The organism is Actinomycetospora straminea (assembly GCF_028737255.1).
Lineage (GTDB): Bacteria > Actinomycetota > Actinomycetes > Mycobacteriales > Pseudonocardiaceae > Actinomycetospora > Actinomycetospora straminea.
In genome coordinates this window covers 181601-197257 of sequence record NZ_JAQZAN010000012.1, presented here as the reverse complement: position 1 = coordinate 197257, position 15657 = coordinate 181601, and the positions used below count along the sequence as shown (strand labels likewise).

The following is a 15657-nucleotide window of genomic DNA, read 5'->3' as shown; positions in this document are numbered from 1 at the left end:
CGCGCTCGTGAGCAGAAAGAAGTGCTGGAGCACTTCTTTCTGCTCACCTGCGCGGGGCGCACCTACAGCAGCGGGACGAACGACACGGCCATGAGCCGCTCCTCGCGGCCGTCGGCGTACAGGCGGACCAGGTCGCCGTGGCGGCCGTGGCCGACGGGGCAGACGAGGACGCCGTCGTCGGTGAGCTGATCGAGCAGCGCCGCGGGCACCTCGCCCTCGGCCATCGCCGCCACGGAGATCGCGTCGAACGGCGCGCGGTCGGGGGCGCCGAGGCGCCCGTCGCCGTGGCGGACCTCGACGTGGTGGCCGGTGGCGGCGAGCGCGGCGCGGGCCGAGGCGGCCAGCGACGGGTGGTACTCGATGGTGACGACCTCGGCGGCGAGGCGGGAGAGGACCGCCGCCGCGTAGCCGCTGCCCGCGCCCACCTCGAGCACGCGTTCGCGCCCGGTCAGCCCGAGGGCCTCGGCCATCGCGGCCACCATCGCCGGCGCCGAGATCGTCTGCCCGCACGCGATCGGCAGCGGCCCCGACCCGTACGCCTCGTGCAGGCGGTGGGCGGGCACGAAGCGGTGTCGGGGCACCTCGGCCATGGCCGCGAGGACCCGCTCGTCGCGGATCCCCTGCCGGCGCAGCGCGGCGACCATGGCCCGCCGGCGCCGCTCGTGGGCGCTCACGCGTCGTCCGGGCGCAGTGCCTGCAGGTCGGCGGCGAGCTCCTCGGCGGGCACCGGCAGCACCGTCGGCGGCAGGACCACGGGGCTGCCCAGCCGCCCGGCCTGGGCGCGGCCGACCTTCGCGCGGGCGGGGGTGGTGCGCGCGAGCACGGCCTCCGGGTCGCGCACCCCGATGACGAGCATCCCGCCGCCGCGGGCGGGCAGGACGTCGATCGATCCCAGCTCCGACCAGGGCAGGAAGCCCGCCGCGACGATCGACCCGCCGTCGTCGATGCCCTCGGCGGTGGCGACGAGCAGCGGGCGCGACCGGACCAGGCGCAGCACCGCCCGCACCGCGCCGATCCCGAAGAAGACGACGAGCACGAGGCCGACCACGGTGCTCGCCGTCCCGCCCCCGAGCGCCAGCCACACGCCGGCGGCGAGCCCGACGACGGCGGTCGCGAGCGCCACGGCGGGCGCGGTGCGGGGCGCGCGGACCTCGAGGCGGCCGGGCTCCCGGACGACGCCGCTCACGTGCACCACCGCTTGTGCTCCGCGCGGACGTCGCGGTCGGCGACGGCCTCGACGCCGGCGGCCCGGGCGCGCGCGAGCGTCCGGGCCGTCGTCGCGGCGTCGGCGACCCCGCCGGGCAGCCACACCGCGCCCGCCCCGACCGCGGCGACCTCGTCGACGACCGCGTCCCACACCTCGGGCGCGCGGAACACGACGACGAGGTCGGGGACGGGGACGTCGGCGAGCGTCGGGGCGCACAGCCGCCCGAGGGTCTCGACGACGTGCGGGTTGACCAGGTCGACCGTCCACGCCGTGCGGTCGAGCAGGTAGGCGGCGATGCGGAAGCTGGGGCGGGTGAAGCGGTCGGAGACCCCGAGCACCGCGACGCGCCGGACCTCGGCCAGCAGCGCTCCCACCTCGGCGTCCGTCTCCACGACGCCATCCTCCCGCACCCACGGGCGTCTTCCGTCGCCCATCGTCGTGGAGACTGCTCACGACGAGGAGTTGCGCCGGGGACGGGCGGCACCCAAGGTCGGGCGGTGGCCACGGTCGACCTGCCCTCCCCGCGCACGCGTCCGCAGAGCTCGCCGTCGGGCCCCGAGGAGGCGCTGGCCCGGGACCTCGCGGCGCGGGTCGACGGCGAGGTCCGCTTCGACGCCGGCTCGCGCGCCGCCTACGCCGTCGACGCCTCGAACTACCGCCAGGTCCCGATCGGCGTGGTCGTCCCGCGCACCGTCGACGCGGGCGTCGCCGCGCTCGCCGTGTGCCGGGAGCACGACGTGCCCGTCCTGTCGCGCGGCGGCGGCACCAGCCTCGCCGGCCAGTGCTGCAACGCCGCCGTGGTGATCGACTGGTCGAAGTACTGCACGCGGATCGTGTCGGTGGACGAGGCGCAGCGGACCTGCGTCGTCGAGCCCGGCATCAAGCTCGACGACCTCAACGCCGCCCTGCCCGGCCGCCTCATCTACGGCCCGAAGCCCGCGACGCACGTCAGCTGCACGCTCGGCGGGATGATCGGCAACAACTCCTGCGGCTCGACCGCGCAGGTCTTCGGCAAGGTCGCCGACAACGTCCGGCGCCTCGAGGTGCTCACCTACGACGGCCTGCGGATGTGGGTCGGGCCGACGTCGGACGAGGAGTACGCGGCGATCCAGGCCGAGGGCGGTCGCCGCGCCGAGATCTACCGGGGCCTGCGGGCGATCGCCGCCGACCACGCCCAGCTCGTCGCCGAGCGCTTCCCCGACATCCCGCGGCGCGTCTCGGGCTACAACCTCGACGACCTCGTGCCCGGCTCGTCGTTCGACCTCGCCCGCGCGCTGGTCGGGTCGGAGTCGACGCTCGTCACGGTGCTGCACGCCGAGCTCGACCTCGTCACCGAGGCCCCCCACACCGCGCTGGTGGTGCTCGGGTTCGACGACGTCGTCGCCGCCGCCCGCAGCGTCGACACGATCCTCCCCCACACCCCGCACTTCCTGGAGTGCATCGACCGCAACATCGTCGAGTTCGAGCGCGCCAAGGGCGTGCACCAGCGGGCGATGGCCGCGATGCCCGCGGGCCACAGCTGGCTGATGGCCCAGATGCGCGACGACGACGCCGACCGGGCCCGGGAGCGCGCCCGGGCGCTGGCCGCCGCGCTGGAGGGGACCTGCTCCGTCCTCACCGTCACCGACGGCGCCGAGCAGGCCGAGCTCTTCGCCATCCGCGAGTCGGCGCTGGCGGTGTCCGCCCGCGACCCGCGCACCGGGATCGACAACTACGAGGGCTGGGAGGACGCGGCCCTGCCCACCGACCGCCTCGCCGACTACATGGCCGAGTGGGTCGCGCTCGTCGAGGAGTACGGGTTCACGGAGGGCACCGCGATCTACGGGCACTTCGGGCACGGCTGCATCCACACCCGCATCCCGTTCGACCTGCGCACGCCGGCCGGGGTCGCGGCGTACCGGACGTTCATGGAGCGCTCGGCCGACCTCTGCGTGAAGTACGGTGGGTCGCTCTCCGGCGAGCACGGCGACGGCCAGTCCCGCGGCGAGCTGCTCGAGCGCATGTACGGCCCCGAGCTGGTGCGGGCGTTCGAGTCGGTCAAGGCGCTGTTCGACCCGCGCAACCGGATGAACCCCGGCAAGGTCGTGCACCCCTACCGCCTCGACGAGCACCTGCACGTCGGCGCCGACTACGACCCCGCCGACCCGCCCTCGGCGTTCGCCTACCCGGCCGACGACGGCCGCTTCACCCGCGCGGTCGAGCGCTGCATCGGGGTGGGGCGGTGCCGGCGCACCGACGGCGACGTCATGTGCCCGTCGTACCGCGTCACCGGCGAGGAGCACCACTCCACGCGCGGGCGCGCGCGCCTGCTGTGGGAGATGCTGCGCGGCCACGCCGACTCGCCGATCCGCGACGGCTGGCGCTCGACGGAGGTCCGCGACGCCCTCGACCTCTGCCTGGCGTGCAAGGGCTGCCTGTCCGACTGCCCGGTCAACGTCGACATGGCGACGTACAAGGCCGAGTTCCTGCACCACCACCACGCCGGGCGTCCCTGGACGAGACCGCGCTCGCACCTGTCCATGGGCTGGCTGCCCGCCCTCGCCCGCGTCGCGTCACCGGTGGCGCCGCTGGTCAACCGCCTGACCTCGTCGCGGGCCGCGGGCCTGCTCAAGCGCGCCGGCGGCATCGACGCCCGCCGCACCATCCCGACGTTCGCCACCCCGCGGTTCTCGCACTGGTACCGCGCCCGCGGGCCCTTCCCGCACGGCGGCACGGCGACGCGCGGCGAGGTGCTGCTCTGGCCGGACACGTTCACCGAGTTCCTGCACCCGCGCGCGGGTGCCGACGCGGTGCGCGTGCTGGAGGCGGCCGGGTTCCGGGTGCGGCTGCCCGAACGGGAGCTGTGCTGCGGCCTGACGTGGGTGACGACGGGCCAGCTCGACGTCGCCGAGCGGGTCCTGGGCCGCACGCTCGACGCGCTGGCCCCGGCGGTCGGCGACGGGATGCCGATCGTCGGCCTCGAGCCCAGCTGCACCGCGGTCTTCACCGACGACGCGCCGAACCTCCTGCCCGGCCCGCGGGCGGACGCGATCGCGGCGGCGACGACGACCCTGGGCCGCCTGCTCGCCGAGCGCGCGCCGGACTGGACGCCGCCCGGGCTCGCCGGCCGCGACGTCATCGTCCAGCAGCACTGCCACCAGCACGCCACCGGCGGCTACGGCGCCGAGACGGCGGTGCTGCAGCGGGCGGGCGCCGAGGTGGAGGTGCTCGACTCCGGGTGCTGCGGGCTGGCGGGCAACTTCGGGTTCGAGCAGGGCCACTACGAGGTGTCCGTGGCCTGCGGCGAGCAGGTGCTGCTCCCCCGGGTCCGCGGGGCCGCCGAGGACACCGCCGTCGTCGCCGACGGGTTCTCCTGCCGTACCCAGATCGACCAGCTCACCACCCGCCGCGGCGACCACCTCGCCTCCCTGCTGGCCTCGGGCCTCCCCCCGGAGGACCTCCCCTGGCCGTCCTGACCCGGCCGGACGGAGCCTGGCGGGCGTCCCCGGCACCCGGGACGATGAGGTCGAGGCACGCACCACGGGGGGCCGACGATGGCGATCGCGGTGGAGACCACCTTCCACGGGGTCACGCTGACCACGTACGACGACCTGCTCCGGCGGCTCGACTTCCGGGCCGGCGGCGACTCCGAGCCCGGCTGCCTGTTCCACTACACGGTCCCGACCGACGACGGCTTCCGCGGTGTCGACGTCTGGGAGTCGGCCGAGGCGTTCGACCGGTTCGTCGGCGGGCGGCTCGCCCCGGTCCTCGAGCACCTCGGGATCCCGCGCCCCGAGGTCGCGATGGCCGAGGTGCACAACTACCTGATCGCCCCGTCCGACCGCCGGTGACCGGGTGACGTGCGTGATCTTCTGAGCGATCGCTCAGGAGATCACGCACGAAGGGCGGTGCGGATGCGGTCGAGGGCCTCGGCGAGGACGGGGCGGGCCATGGCGATGTTGAGGCGCATGCCCCCGCGGCCGGCCTCGCCGCACGCCGCCCCGTCGGTCATGACCACGCCCGCCTCGCGGGTGAAGAACGCCGACGGTGGCTCGTCGAGCCCCAGCCCGCGGGCGTCGAGCCACGCCAGGTAGGTGCCGTCGGGGACCGTCACCTCGATCCCGGGCAGGTCGGCGGCGGCGAGCAGGGCGCGGTTGCCGTCGAGGTAGGCGAGCACGTCGTCGAGCCACCCGCGCGCGTCGCGGTAGGCCGCGGTGCTCGCCAGCACCCCGGGCGTCGCGGTGCCGTGCTCGGCGAGGTAGCCGTTCGCGGTCCAGTGCTCGGCGTCGGCGGCGTTCGACAGGATCACCTGCCCGCACTTGAGCCCCGGGGTGTTCCACGCCTTCGACGCCGAGGTCGCGGTGACCGCGTGGCCGGCGCTCGCGGCGGAGATCGTCGCGTAGGGCCGGTGCCGCGCGCCGGAGAAGGTCAGCGGCGCGTGGATCTCGTCGGCGAACACCCGCGCCCCGTGCCGCTCGACGACCTCGGCCACCGCGGCGAGCTCGTCGGCGTCGAACACCCGCCCGGTCGGGTTGTGCGGGTTCGTCAGCACCAGCAGGCCCGCCCCGTCCGCGAACGCGCGGTCGATCGCGTCGAGGTCCAGCGCGAGCCGCCCGCCCGCCCGCGCCATCGGCACCTGGACCAGCGGCCGGTCCAGCATCGCGGGGACGGTGAGGAACGGCATGTACGCCGGGGTCGGCAGCACGACCGCGCTGCCCGGGCGGGTGAAGTGCCGGACGGTGGCCGTGAACGCGGTGAGCACGTCGGGCACCGGGCGCACGCACGACGGGTCCGGCGCCCAGCCGAAGCGGTCGCCCCAGAACGCCGAGGTCGCCGCGGCCATGTCGGCCACCCAGCCGTCGGGCAGGTAGCCGAACCGCGACCCGTCGGCGCTCGTCCGCACCGCGTCCGCGACGGCGTCGGCCACCGGGTAGTCCATCTCGGCGACGAACGCCCCGATCAGCCCGCGGCCGTGCGAGTCACCGACCGTGGACCACTTCCAGGACCCGCCGGCCCGCATGTGCTCGGCGGTGAGGGCGTCGAACGGGTGCGGGGTCAGCGGGTGTCCTCGCCGATCTTGTGCACGCGCAGCAGGTTCGTCTTGCCGACGGTGCCGGGCGGCGAGCCGGACACGATGACCACGAGCTCGCCCGCCGCGAAGCGCCCGATCTCCAGGAGGCACGCGTCGACCTGGCGGATCATCGCGTCGGTGGTGTCGGCCCAGTCCACGAGGAAGGTCTCGACGCCCCAGGACAGCGAGAGCTGGCTGCGGACCTCGGGGATCGGGGTGAACGCCAGCACCGGCAGCCGGGTGTGCAGCCGCGCGAGACGCCGGACCGTGTCGCCGGTGCGCGTGAACGCCACCAGCGCGCGGGCGTTGAGGCGCTCGCCGATGTCGCGCGCCGCCGTGGTGACCACGCCCCGCTGGGTGCGCGGCACGTGCTGGATCGGCGGCACCGACGCCGGGCCGACCTCGACCGCGGCGACGATGCGGGACATCGTCGACACCGTCTCGATGGGGTACTCGCCGACGCTCGTCTCGCCGGAGAGCATCACCGCGTCCGCGCCGTCGAGCACGGCGTTGGCGACGTCCGAGGCCTCGGCGCGGGTCGGCCGGAAGTTGTAGATCATCGACTCGAGCATCTGCGTCGCGACGACCACCGGCTTGGCGTTCTCGCGCGCGATCTGCACCGCCCGCTTCTGCACCAGCGGCACGTCCTCGAGCGCCAGCTCCACGCCCAGGTCACCGCGCGCCACCATGATCGCGTCGAACGCCAGCACGATCGCCTCGAGCGCGTCCACCGCCTCGGGCTTCTCGAGCTTCGCGATCACCGGCAGGCGCGCGCCCACCTCGTCCATGATCTTGTGGACGAGCTCGGCGTCGGCCGGCGACCGCACGAACGACAGGGCGATCATGTCGACGCGCAGCCCGAGGGCGAAGCGCAGGTCGGCCTCGTCCTTGTCGCTCATCGCCGGCACCGACACCGCGGTGTTGGGCAGCGAGATGCCCTTGTGGTCGGAGACCTTGCCGCCCTCGATGACGCGGGCGACGACGTCGCGACCCTCGACCGCGGTGACCTCGAGTGCCACGTTGCCGTCGTCGACCAGCAGGGACTCGCCGGCGCGGACGTCGTCGGCGAGGCCGGAGTAGGTGGTGGATACCCGGTCGTGGGTGCCCTCGACGTCCTCGGTGGTGATGCGCACCGTCTCGCCGGTCGCCCACATCTGCGGGCCGTCGGCGAAGGTCCCCAGGCGGATCTTCGGGCCCTGGAGGTCGGCGAGGATGCCCACCGCGCGTCCCTCGGCGTCCGCCGCCTCCCGCACGAGCCCGTAGACGCGCTCGTGCTCGGCGTGGGTGCCGTGGCTGAAGTTGAGCCGGGCGACGTCCATCCCGGCGCGGACGAGGTCGCGGATGGCCTCCGGGGAGGAGGTCGCGGGCCCCAGCGTGCACACGATCTTGGCTCGTCGACTCACGGCCCCATGCTAGCCAGCACTGCACCGATCCAGCAGTGCTGCGGCCGACGCGGAGCCGCCGGGCGGGCCCCCGACTACGGTGAGCCGATGAGCGCGGCTGCCGAACCCCCGGGTCCCGACGACCCGGAACCGGCCGTCGCCGCGGGGCCGCCCCGCGACATCGGCGACCTGCCCGGCGGCGCGACGGGCGGGGTCACCGGCGCCACCGTCGACCGCGGGCCCGCGGGGGTCGTGCGCCCGGCGCGGCGCTGGGAGGTCCCGGTCGCCCTCGAGATCGCGAGCGGCCTCGCGTGGCGGGTGCTGCTGCTCGCCGCCGCGGGCTACGCGGTCCTCTACGTCATGGGCCTGCTCTCGGCGGTGCTCATCCCGGTGGTGCTCGCGGTCATCGCCGCCTCCCTGCTCGCCCCGGAGGCCCACGCGCTGTCGCGACGCTTCGGTCCCGTGCCGCACGCGCTGGCCACCGCGCTGGTCCTCTTCGCCGGCATCGCGATCGTCGGCGGCGTCTTCTACGGCGTCGTGCTGGCGTTCATCTCCGGCCTGCCCGACCTGACGACCCAGCTCACCGCGAGCCTCACCGGCATCCAGGAGTGGCTGCGCACGGGCCCGTTCGGGCTGAACAACGAGCAGTTCACGGCGATCGGCAACCAGGCCATCGCCTATCTCCAGTCCAGCCAGGCGACGCTCGCCACCAGCGCACTCGGCGCCGTCGGCACGGTCGGCGAGCTGTTCACCGAGATGCTGCTGACGCTGTTCACGCTGATCTTCCTGGTCTACGACGGCGGCATCGTCTGGCGCTTCGTGCTCGCCGGGGTCCCCAGGGCGGCCCGCGACCGTGCCGACGTCGCCGGCCGCCGGGCGTTCGCCTCGCTCGTCGGCTACACCCGGGCGACGGTCCTCGTCGCGGCCGCCGACGCGGTCACCGCCGGCGTCGGCCTCTGGCTCATCGGGGTGCCGCTGGCCGTCCCGCTCGCGGCGCTGATCTTCTTCGGCGCCTTCGTGCCGACCCTCGGCGCGGTCGTCACCGGCGTCGTCGCCGTCCTCGTGGCCCTGGTCAGCGGTGGGCTGACCGACGCGCTGCTCGTCGTCCTGCTGCTGCTCGTCGTGCAGAACATCGAGGGCTACATCCTCCAGCCCCTGCTGCTCGGACGGTCGATCAAGCTGCACCCGCTCGCCGTCGTCCTGCCGATCGCGTGCGGCCTGGTGATCGCCGGCATCCCCGGCGCGCTGCTCGCGGTGCCGCTGGTGACGGTGCTCGACGCCGGCACCCGCTCGCTGGTCCGCCCCTCGGACGGCGAGGTCGACCCGGCGACGGTGAACCCCCTCGACCCGCGCTCCGGACGGCCCGAGTGGCTCGACGCCGAGCCCACCCCCGGCCACCTGCGGGGACGCCTCACGAGCCTCTTCCGGCGGCGCGCCTCCTGAGCCTCAGCTCGCCGAGGTCACCCGGTAGACGTCGTAGACGCCCTCGACGTTGCGGACGGCCTTGAGCACGTGCCCGAGGTGCTTGGGGTCGCCCATCTCGAACGAGAAGCGGCTCACCGCCACGCGGTCGCGGGACGTGGTCACCGACGCCGAGAGGATGTTGACCTTCTCGTCGGCGAGGACCTTGGTGATGTCGGACAGCAGACGGTGCCGGTCGAGCGCCTCGGCCTGGATCGCGACGAGGAACAGCGCGCTCGACGACGACGCCCAGTGGACGTTGACCAGGCGCTCGGGCTCGCTGCGCAGCTCGTCGGCGTTGGTGCAGTCGGTGCGGTGCACGCTGACCCCGCCGCCACGGGTGACGAAGCCGAGGATGCCGTCGCCCGGGACCGGCGTGCAGCACCGCGCGAGCTTGATCCAGACGTCGGAGGAGTCGCCCCCGTCCCCGCTGCCCTCCATGTCGTCGATGACGACGCCGACGTCGCCGGTGCCGCGGCGGCGCTGGACCGTCGACGGCGTCGCGCGGTCGGCGAGCTCCTCCTCGTTCTGCTCCACCCCGCCGAGCAGGGCGACGAGGCGCTGCACGACGTGGCGGGCCGAGACGTGGTGCTCGCCGACGGCGGCGTAGAGCGCCGAGATGTCCTGGTAGTGCAGCTCGTGGGCGAGCGCGCCCATCGAGTCGGCGGAGACCAGGCGCTGCAGCGGCAGGCCGGTGCGCCGCGCCTCGCGGGTGATGGCCTCCTTGCCGCCCTCGATCGCCTCCTCGCGGCGCTCCTTCGCGAACCACTGCTTGATCTTCTGCTTGGCCCGCGGCGAGGCGACGAACGACAGCCAGTCGCGCGACGGCCCGGCGCCCTCGGCCTTCGACGTGAAGATCTCGACGACCTCGCCGTTCTCGAGCTCCCGCTCGAGGGCGACGAGCCGGCCGTTGACGCGGCTGCCGATGCACTTGTTGCCGACCTCGGTGTGCACGGCGTACGCGAAGTCGACCGGCGTCGACCCGCTGGGCAGCGTGATGACGTCGCCCTTCGGCGTGAAGACGAAGATCTCGCGGGTGGCGAGGTCGTAGCGCAGGGACTCGAGGAACTCGCCGGGGTCCGCGGCCTCGCGCTGCCAGTCGAGCAGCTGGCGCATCCAGGCCATCTCGTCGAGCTCGAGGGTGCCGTCACCGGACGACCCGCCCTTGTGCGCACCCTTGGTCTCCTTGTACCGCCAGTGCGCGGCGATGCCGTACTCGGCGGTGCGGTGCATCTCGTGGGTGCGGATCTGCACCTCGAGCGGCTGCCCGTCCGGCCCGATCACCGTGGTGTGCAGTGACTGGTAGACGCCGAAGCGCGGCTGGGCGATGTAGTCCTTGAACCGGCCGGGCATCGGCTGCCACAGCGCGTGGACCATGCCCATCGCGGCGTAGCAGTCGCGCACGTCCTCGACGAGCACCCGGACGCCCACCAGGTCGTGGATGTCGTCGAAGTCCTTCCCCTTGACGATCATCTTCTGGTAGATCGAGTAGTAGTGCTTCGGGCGGCCGAGCACCTCGGCCTTGACCCGCGCCTCGGTCAGCTGCCCGGAGACCTCGTCGATCACCGTGCGCAGGTACGTGTCGCGGCTCGGCGCGCGGTCCGCGACCAGGCGCACGATCTCGTCGTAGCGCTTGGGGTGCAGGATCGCGAACGCGAGGTCCTCCAGCTCCCACTTGACCGTCGACATCCCGAGGCGGTGGGCGAGCGGAGCGAGCACCTCGAGGGTCTCGCGGGCCTTCTTGGCCTGCTTCTCCGGCTTGAGGAAGCGCATCGTGCGCATGTTGTGCAGCCGGTCGGCCAGCTTGATCACGAGCACGCGCGGGTCGCGGGCCATCGCGACGACCATCTTGCGGATCGTCTCCGCCTCGGCGGCCGCGCCCAGCTGGACCTTGTCGAGCTTGGTGACGCCGTCGACGAGGTGGGCGACCTCGGCGCCGAAGTCGGCCGAGAGCTTGTCCAGCGAGTAGGCGGTGTCCTCGACGGTGTCGTGCAGCAGGGCCGCGACCAGCGTCGTCGTGTCCATCCCGAGCTCGCCGAGGATGGTGGCGACGGCGAGCGGGTGGGTGATGTACGGGTCGCCGCTCTTGCGCATCTGGCCGTCGTGGAAACGCTCGGCGGTGTCGTAGGCGCGCTGCAGGGTGCCCATGTCCGCCGACGGGTGCAGCTCGCGGTGCACCGCGGCCAGCGGCTCGAGCACCGGCTTGACCGCGCCCGAGCGCTGGGCGGTGATGCGCCGGGCGATGCGGGCGCGGACGCGGCGCGTGGCCGACGGCGGGCGCGTGGGGCTGACCGGGCGCGCGGGTGAGAGGCCGGCGGCGTCGAGGACGGCGTCCTCGGAGGCGGAGGACACGTCGGCGGGGCCGGACCCGGTGCTCGTGGCGGGCGGGGAGCCCGGCCCGGTCCCTGCGGCGTCGACGTCCTGGCTCACGCGTCGTCCCCTTCCCCTCCGGGCGGGCCCGCACTCGTGTGCCGCGACGCCCGGAATCCATCCAGGATATCTCCGCGCGGGCGAGGTGTCCGGACGGTCGGGGCCCGATCGGGCCATCGGTCGCCCACGATCGGTACGCGTGGGTGACGGCGATCGCCACGGTCGGGGCGGCCGCCGGCGTGCGCCGGGCGGTCCGACGGTCGTCGGTCCCCGCGCGAGGAGCGGGCCGGCGGTCACGGCGCGCTGCTCCGTCCCCGCGGGCGCGACGGCGATCGGCGGCGACCGGCGGCGCCGTCGCGTGCGCTCAGCGGGCGAGCAGGGTGTGCACGGGCCGGTCGCCCAGCCGCGCGCGCCCGCCGAGGGCGGGCAGCTCGAGCACCATGGAGATCGCCGCGACCTCCGCGCCCGCCCCCTCGACCAGCTCGCACGCCGCGACCGCGGTGCCGCCGGTGGCGAGCACGTCGTCCACCAGCAGGGCCCGCTCGCCGGGGCGCAGGACGTCGGCGGGGAGCTCGAGGGTCGCCGAGCCGTACTCGAGGTCGTAGGACCGGCGCGCGGCCACCACCGGGAGCTTGCCGTGCTTGCGCACCGCCACGACGCCCACGCCGAGCGCGTGCGCCACGGCCGCGCCGAGCAGGAACCCGCGGGCCTCGATGCCCACGACGACGTCGGCGGCGTGCTCGCCCTCCCCCGCGCTCGCCGCGAGCAGACGGGTCGTCGCGGCGAGCCCGGCGCCGTCGGCGAGCAGGGCGGACAGGTCCCAGAACCGGATGCCCGGCGTCGGGAAGTCCGGGACGTCGCGCAGGAGCCCGGCGACGAGGTCGAGATCGGTGTCGGCGGCCGTGTTCACCGTGTCGGGGGTGTTCACCGGCGCCGCTTGCCCGACGGCCGCCCGGACTTGCCCGCAGGGCGCGCGCCCGGTCGGGGCGCGCCCGCTCCGGCGGCGGCCCGGCTGCCGGCCCGCGGCGTGCCCGACCGGCCCGCCCCGGCCGCCGCGACCTCGCGGGTGTCGAGGACGTCGGTGCTGGGGCCCGCGGTGCCCGCGCTCCCCGACCCCTCGCCGTCACCGGCGGGTGCGGACGCCCGGCGCGCGGCCTTGGCCCGCCGCGCCGCGACCTTCTCGGCCTGCGCGGCCCAGCGCCTGTCGCGCATCGCGAGGTCCACGACGATCGGCGTCGCGAGCAGCACCGACGACGCGGCGCCGACGATCGTGCCGACGAGCTGGACCAGCGCCAGGTCGCCGAGCACGCCGACGCCGAGCAGCACCACGCCGACCACGAACAGCCCGACCAGCGGGAGCGCGGCGATGAGCGAGGTGTTCAGCGACCGCATGAGGGTCTGGTTGACGGCGAGGTTCGCGGCCTCGGCGTAGGTGCGCCGCGTGAGCCCGAGCAGGCCGCGGGTGTTCTCGCGGACCTTGTCGAACACGACGACCGTGTCGTAGAGCGAGAACCCGAGGATGGTCAGCAGGCCGATGACCGTCGCGGGCGACACCTCGAAGCCGACCAGCGAGTACACGCCGGCGGTGATGATGATGTCGTTGGCCAGGGCGACGAGGGCCGCGAAGGCCATGCGTCTCTCGAAGTAGAACGAGAGATAGATCGTCACCAGCACGAGGAACACGGCGAGCGCGATGAGCGCCTGCTGCGTGATCTCCCCGCCCCAGCTCGCGCTGACGGCGCTGTCGGAGATCGCGTTCGGGTCGGGTGTGCCGGCGGTGCCCAGCGGCTGGAACTGGTCGAACAGCGCCTGCCGCAGCGCCACGACCTGCCCGATGTCGAGGCGCTCGGACCGGATGATGATCGTCGCGCTGTCGCCCTGACCGGCGCTCTGCACCGAGGTGGCCGGGAAGCCCAGCGTCTGCTGGTAGGTCTCCTCGACCTGGCTCGTCGCGATGACGCCGTTCGCGCCAGCGGCGGGCAGCTGGACGCTCGTGCCGCCCTCGAAGTCGATGCCGAAGTTGAAGCCCCGGATGACCATCGACAGGATGCAGATGATCAACGCGGCGCCGAAGACCGCGTACCAGGTCTTCGAGCGCCCGACGATGTCCAGCCCGCCGTTGCCGCGGTAGAGCGCGTCGAGCCGGCTGCGCCGGCGCGGGGTGCGGGACGCGGCGGTGGCGTCGGCGGTGTCGTCGACGTCCTCGTCGCGGTCGGCGAGGTCGTCGGCGGGATCGTCCCCGCGATCGGCGAGGTCGTCGCGGTCCATCTCGTCGAGGCGGTCGTCGAGGCGGTCGTCGACGGGCTCGCCCGTGCTCGCCCGGAACTGCGGGCGTCGTCCGGTGGGTCCGGTGGAGTGGGTCATCGGTCACCCCCGCGCTGGGTGCGGCTGCGGGCGGTGCCCGCGCCGGCGCGGGCACCGTTGCCCGGCGAGCCCGTGCCCGACCGGCTCGTGGTGCCTGCCCGGCCCGCCGGTCGTCGCCCGCCCGTGCGGGGTGGTCCGGAGCCGGACCGGGGCGCGGTGCGCGCCACCTCCCCGAGCCCGGACCACGCCGGGCTCGAGAACAGGCGGGAGTTCGACGCGAGGGCGAGCAGGGGGTGCGTCACGAGGAACACCACGATGAGGTCGAGGACCGTGGACATGCCCAGGGTGAAGGCGAAGCCCTTGACCTGGCCGACCGCGAGCACGTAGAGCACGACGGCGGCGAGGAAGCTGACCGCGTCGCCCGACAGGATCGTCCTCCGCGCCCGCACCCAGCCTCGGGGCACCGCCGACCGGAAGCTCCGTCCCTCGCGGACCTCGTCCTTGATCCGTTCGAAGAAGATGACGAACGAGTCGGCCGTGATGCCGATGGCGACGATGAACCCGGCGACGCCGGCGAGGTCGAGGGTGAAGCCGATCCCGCGCCCGAGCAGCACGAGCACGGCGTAGACGACGAGCCCGGACAGGATCAGCGACAGGATGGTCAGCACGCCGAGCGCGCGGTAGTAGAACAGCGAGTACAGGAAGACCAGCGCGAGGCCGACGACGCCCGCGATCAGCCCGGCCTGCAGCGAGGCGAGGCCCAGGGTCGCCGACACGGTCTGGGCCTCGGAGACGTCGAACGACAACGGCAGAGAGCCGTAGCGCAGGACGTTGGCGAAGTCGGTGGCCGAGCCCTGATTGAAGTTGCCGGAGATCTGGGCGTTGCCGTCGAGCAGCGGCTGCACGATCCGCAGCGCCGAGACCACCTGCGAGTCGAGCACCACGGCGTTCGAGTTGTTGACGTTCGCGCTGGTGTAGTCGGCCCAGGTGCCCGCCGCCTCGGACTTGAAGGCGAGGTTGATGACCCAGCCGACGCCCTGCGGGTTCGGGTTCGGCGTCGCGCTGGCGACGTCGGTGCCCGAGAGGATCGCCGGGCCGAGCAGGTACTTCTCGGTGCCCTCGCGGTTGCAGGCGACGAGCGGGCGAGCCGGGTCGTCGTAGCCGCGCAGCGGGTCCTCGACCGCGCAGTCGAGCGCCAGCGCCGCCTGCTCCTGGACCGCCGGGTCCTCGCTCTGGCGCGTCTCCTTGGCCTGGGCGATGGCCTGGGCCTGGCGCGGGTCCTGCGACGTGCCGCCGCCGGCCACCCCGCCGCCCGGGGGCGGCGTCGGCACCGGCGGCTGCTCCGGCGCCGCGATCGGGGCGCTCTGGCCCGCCGGGGTCTGCCCCGGGGTGCCGGCGCCGGTCGCGCCGCCGGGCGTCGCCGCGCCCTCCGGGGGTGCACCGGGCTGAGCCGGCTGGCCGGGCTGGCCCGGCTGCTGCGCCGGGATCGGGCCGCCGAGCACCGGGCGGAAGTACAGCCGTGCCGTCTGTCCCAACGAGCGGGCCTGGTCGCCCTCCTGACCGGGCACGGTGATGACCAGGTTGTTGCCGTCCTGCACGACCTCGGCGCCGCTGACGCCGAGGCCGTTGACGCGCTGGTCGATGATCGTGCGCGCCAGGTTCAGCTGGTCCGGCGTCGGCGCCGCACCGGTCTCGGTGCGCGCCGTCAGCGTGACCCGCGTGCCGCCCTGGAGGTCGATGCCGAGCTTCGGCGTCGGCGACCCGTCCCCGGTGAAGAACACCAGCCCGTAGAGCGCGGCCACGATCACCACGAAGGCGGCGAGGTAGCGCCCGGGCGAGAACCGGACGGTCGGAGGGGCCACGCTGCGTTGCTCCAGGAGGTC

Annotated in this window: 12 protein-coding genes; 3 read left to right on the top strand and 9 right to left on the bottom strand. The window is 74.4% G+C overall.

Features of this window, described 5'->3' with window-relative positions:
- Positions 1-62 precede the first annotated feature (62 nt).
- From PH190_RS17725 to PH190_RS17715, 3 genes are read right to left on the bottom strand one after another with little or no spacing between them, the layout of a single operon-like run.
- A complete protein-coding gene (locus PH190_RS17725) occupies positions 63-674 on the bottom strand; it encodes a protein-L-isoaspartate(D-aspartate) O-methyltransferase (RefSeq protein ID WP_274232848.1) in 612 nt (203 codons plus the stop codon).
- On the bottom strand, positions 671-1186 hold the full coding sequence (locus tag PH190_RS17720) for an STM3941 family protein (protein ID WP_274232847.1): 516 nt from the start codon (positions 1184-1186) through the stop codon (positions 671-673). The genes PH190_RS17725 and PH190_RS17720 overlap by 4 nt, the downstream gene beginning before the upstream one ends.
- Positions 1183-1599 carry a CoA-binding protein gene (locus PH190_RS17715; RefSeq protein WP_274232846.1) on the bottom strand — a complete coding sequence of 139 codons (417 nt, stop codon included), beginning with the start codon at positions 1597-1599 and terminating at the stop codon, positions 1183-1185. Before PH190_RS17715 ends, PH190_RS17720 begins: the two co-directional genes overlap by 4 nt.
- Positions 1600-1704: 105 nt before the next feature.
- Here PH190_RS17715 and PH190_RS17710 point away from each other — a divergent pair, with 105 nt between their 5' ends.
- Positions 1705-4662, top strand: a complete 2958-nt coding sequence (locus PH190_RS17710) for an FAD-binding and (Fe-S)-binding domain-containing protein (protein WP_274232845.1) — start codon at positions 1705-1707, stop codon at positions 4660-4662.
- A 78-nt stretch (positions 4663-4740) separates the two neighbouring features.
- Positions 4741-5037, top strand: a complete 297-nt coding sequence (locus tag PH190_RS17705) for an antibiotic biosynthesis monooxygenase family protein (protein WP_274232844.1) — start codon at positions 4741-4743, stop codon at positions 5035-5037.
- Between the two features lie 41 nt (positions 5038-5078).
- Here PH190_RS17705 and PH190_RS17700 read toward each other — a convergent pair whose 3' ends face one another.
- Both PH190_RS17700 and pyk read right to left on the bottom strand, forming a co-directional pair.
- Positions 5079-6206: a MalY/PatB family protein gene (locus PH190_RS17700; protein ID WP_274232843.1), complete on the bottom strand. Its 1128-nt coding sequence runs from the start codon at positions 6204-6206 to the stop codon at positions 5079-5081.
- A 35-nt stretch (positions 6207-6241) separates the two neighbouring features.
- Entirely contained in the window at positions 6242-7660 is a 1419-nt protein-coding gene (gene pyk, locus PH190_RS17695) for a pyruvate kinase (protein WP_274232842.1), read from the bottom strand.
- A gap of 87 nt (positions 7661-7747) precedes the next feature.
- On the opposite strand from pyk, the gene PH190_RS17690 reads away from it, so the two are divergent.
- Entirely contained in the window at positions 7748-9082 is a 1335-nt protein-coding gene (locus tag PH190_RS17690) for an AI-2E family transporter (protein WP_274232841.1), read from the top strand.
- A gap of 3 nt (positions 9083-9085) precedes the next feature.
- Here PH190_RS17690 and PH190_RS17685 read toward each other — a convergent pair whose 3' ends face one another.
- The 4 genes from PH190_RS17685 to secD all read right to left on the bottom strand — a co-directional run bounded on the left by PH190_RS17685 (position 9086) and on the right by secD (position 15636).
- A complete protein-coding gene (locus tag PH190_RS17685; RefSeq protein ID WP_274232855.1) occupies positions 9086-11452 on the bottom strand; it encodes a RelA/SpoT family protein in 2367 nt (788 codons plus the stop codon).
- Positions 11453-11834: 382 nt separating this feature from the next.
- Positions 11835-12398, bottom strand: coding sequence for an adenine phosphoribosyltransferase (locus PH190_RS17680; RefSeq protein ID WP_274232840.1), 564 nt, complete (start codon positions 12396-12398; stop codon positions 11835-11837).
- A complete protein-coding gene (secF, locus tag PH190_RS17675; RefSeq protein WP_274232839.1) occupies positions 12395-13834 on the bottom strand; it encodes a protein translocase subunit SecF in 1440 nt (479 codons plus the stop codon). The genes PH190_RS17680 and secF overlap by 4 nt, the downstream gene beginning before the upstream one ends.
- Entirely contained in the window at positions 13831-15636 is a 1806-nt protein-coding gene (gene secD / locus PH190_RS17670; RefSeq protein ID WP_274232838.1) for a protein translocase subunit SecD, read from the bottom strand. Before secD ends, secF begins: the two co-directional genes overlap by 4 nt.
- Positions 15637-15657: the final 21 nt, after the last annotated feature.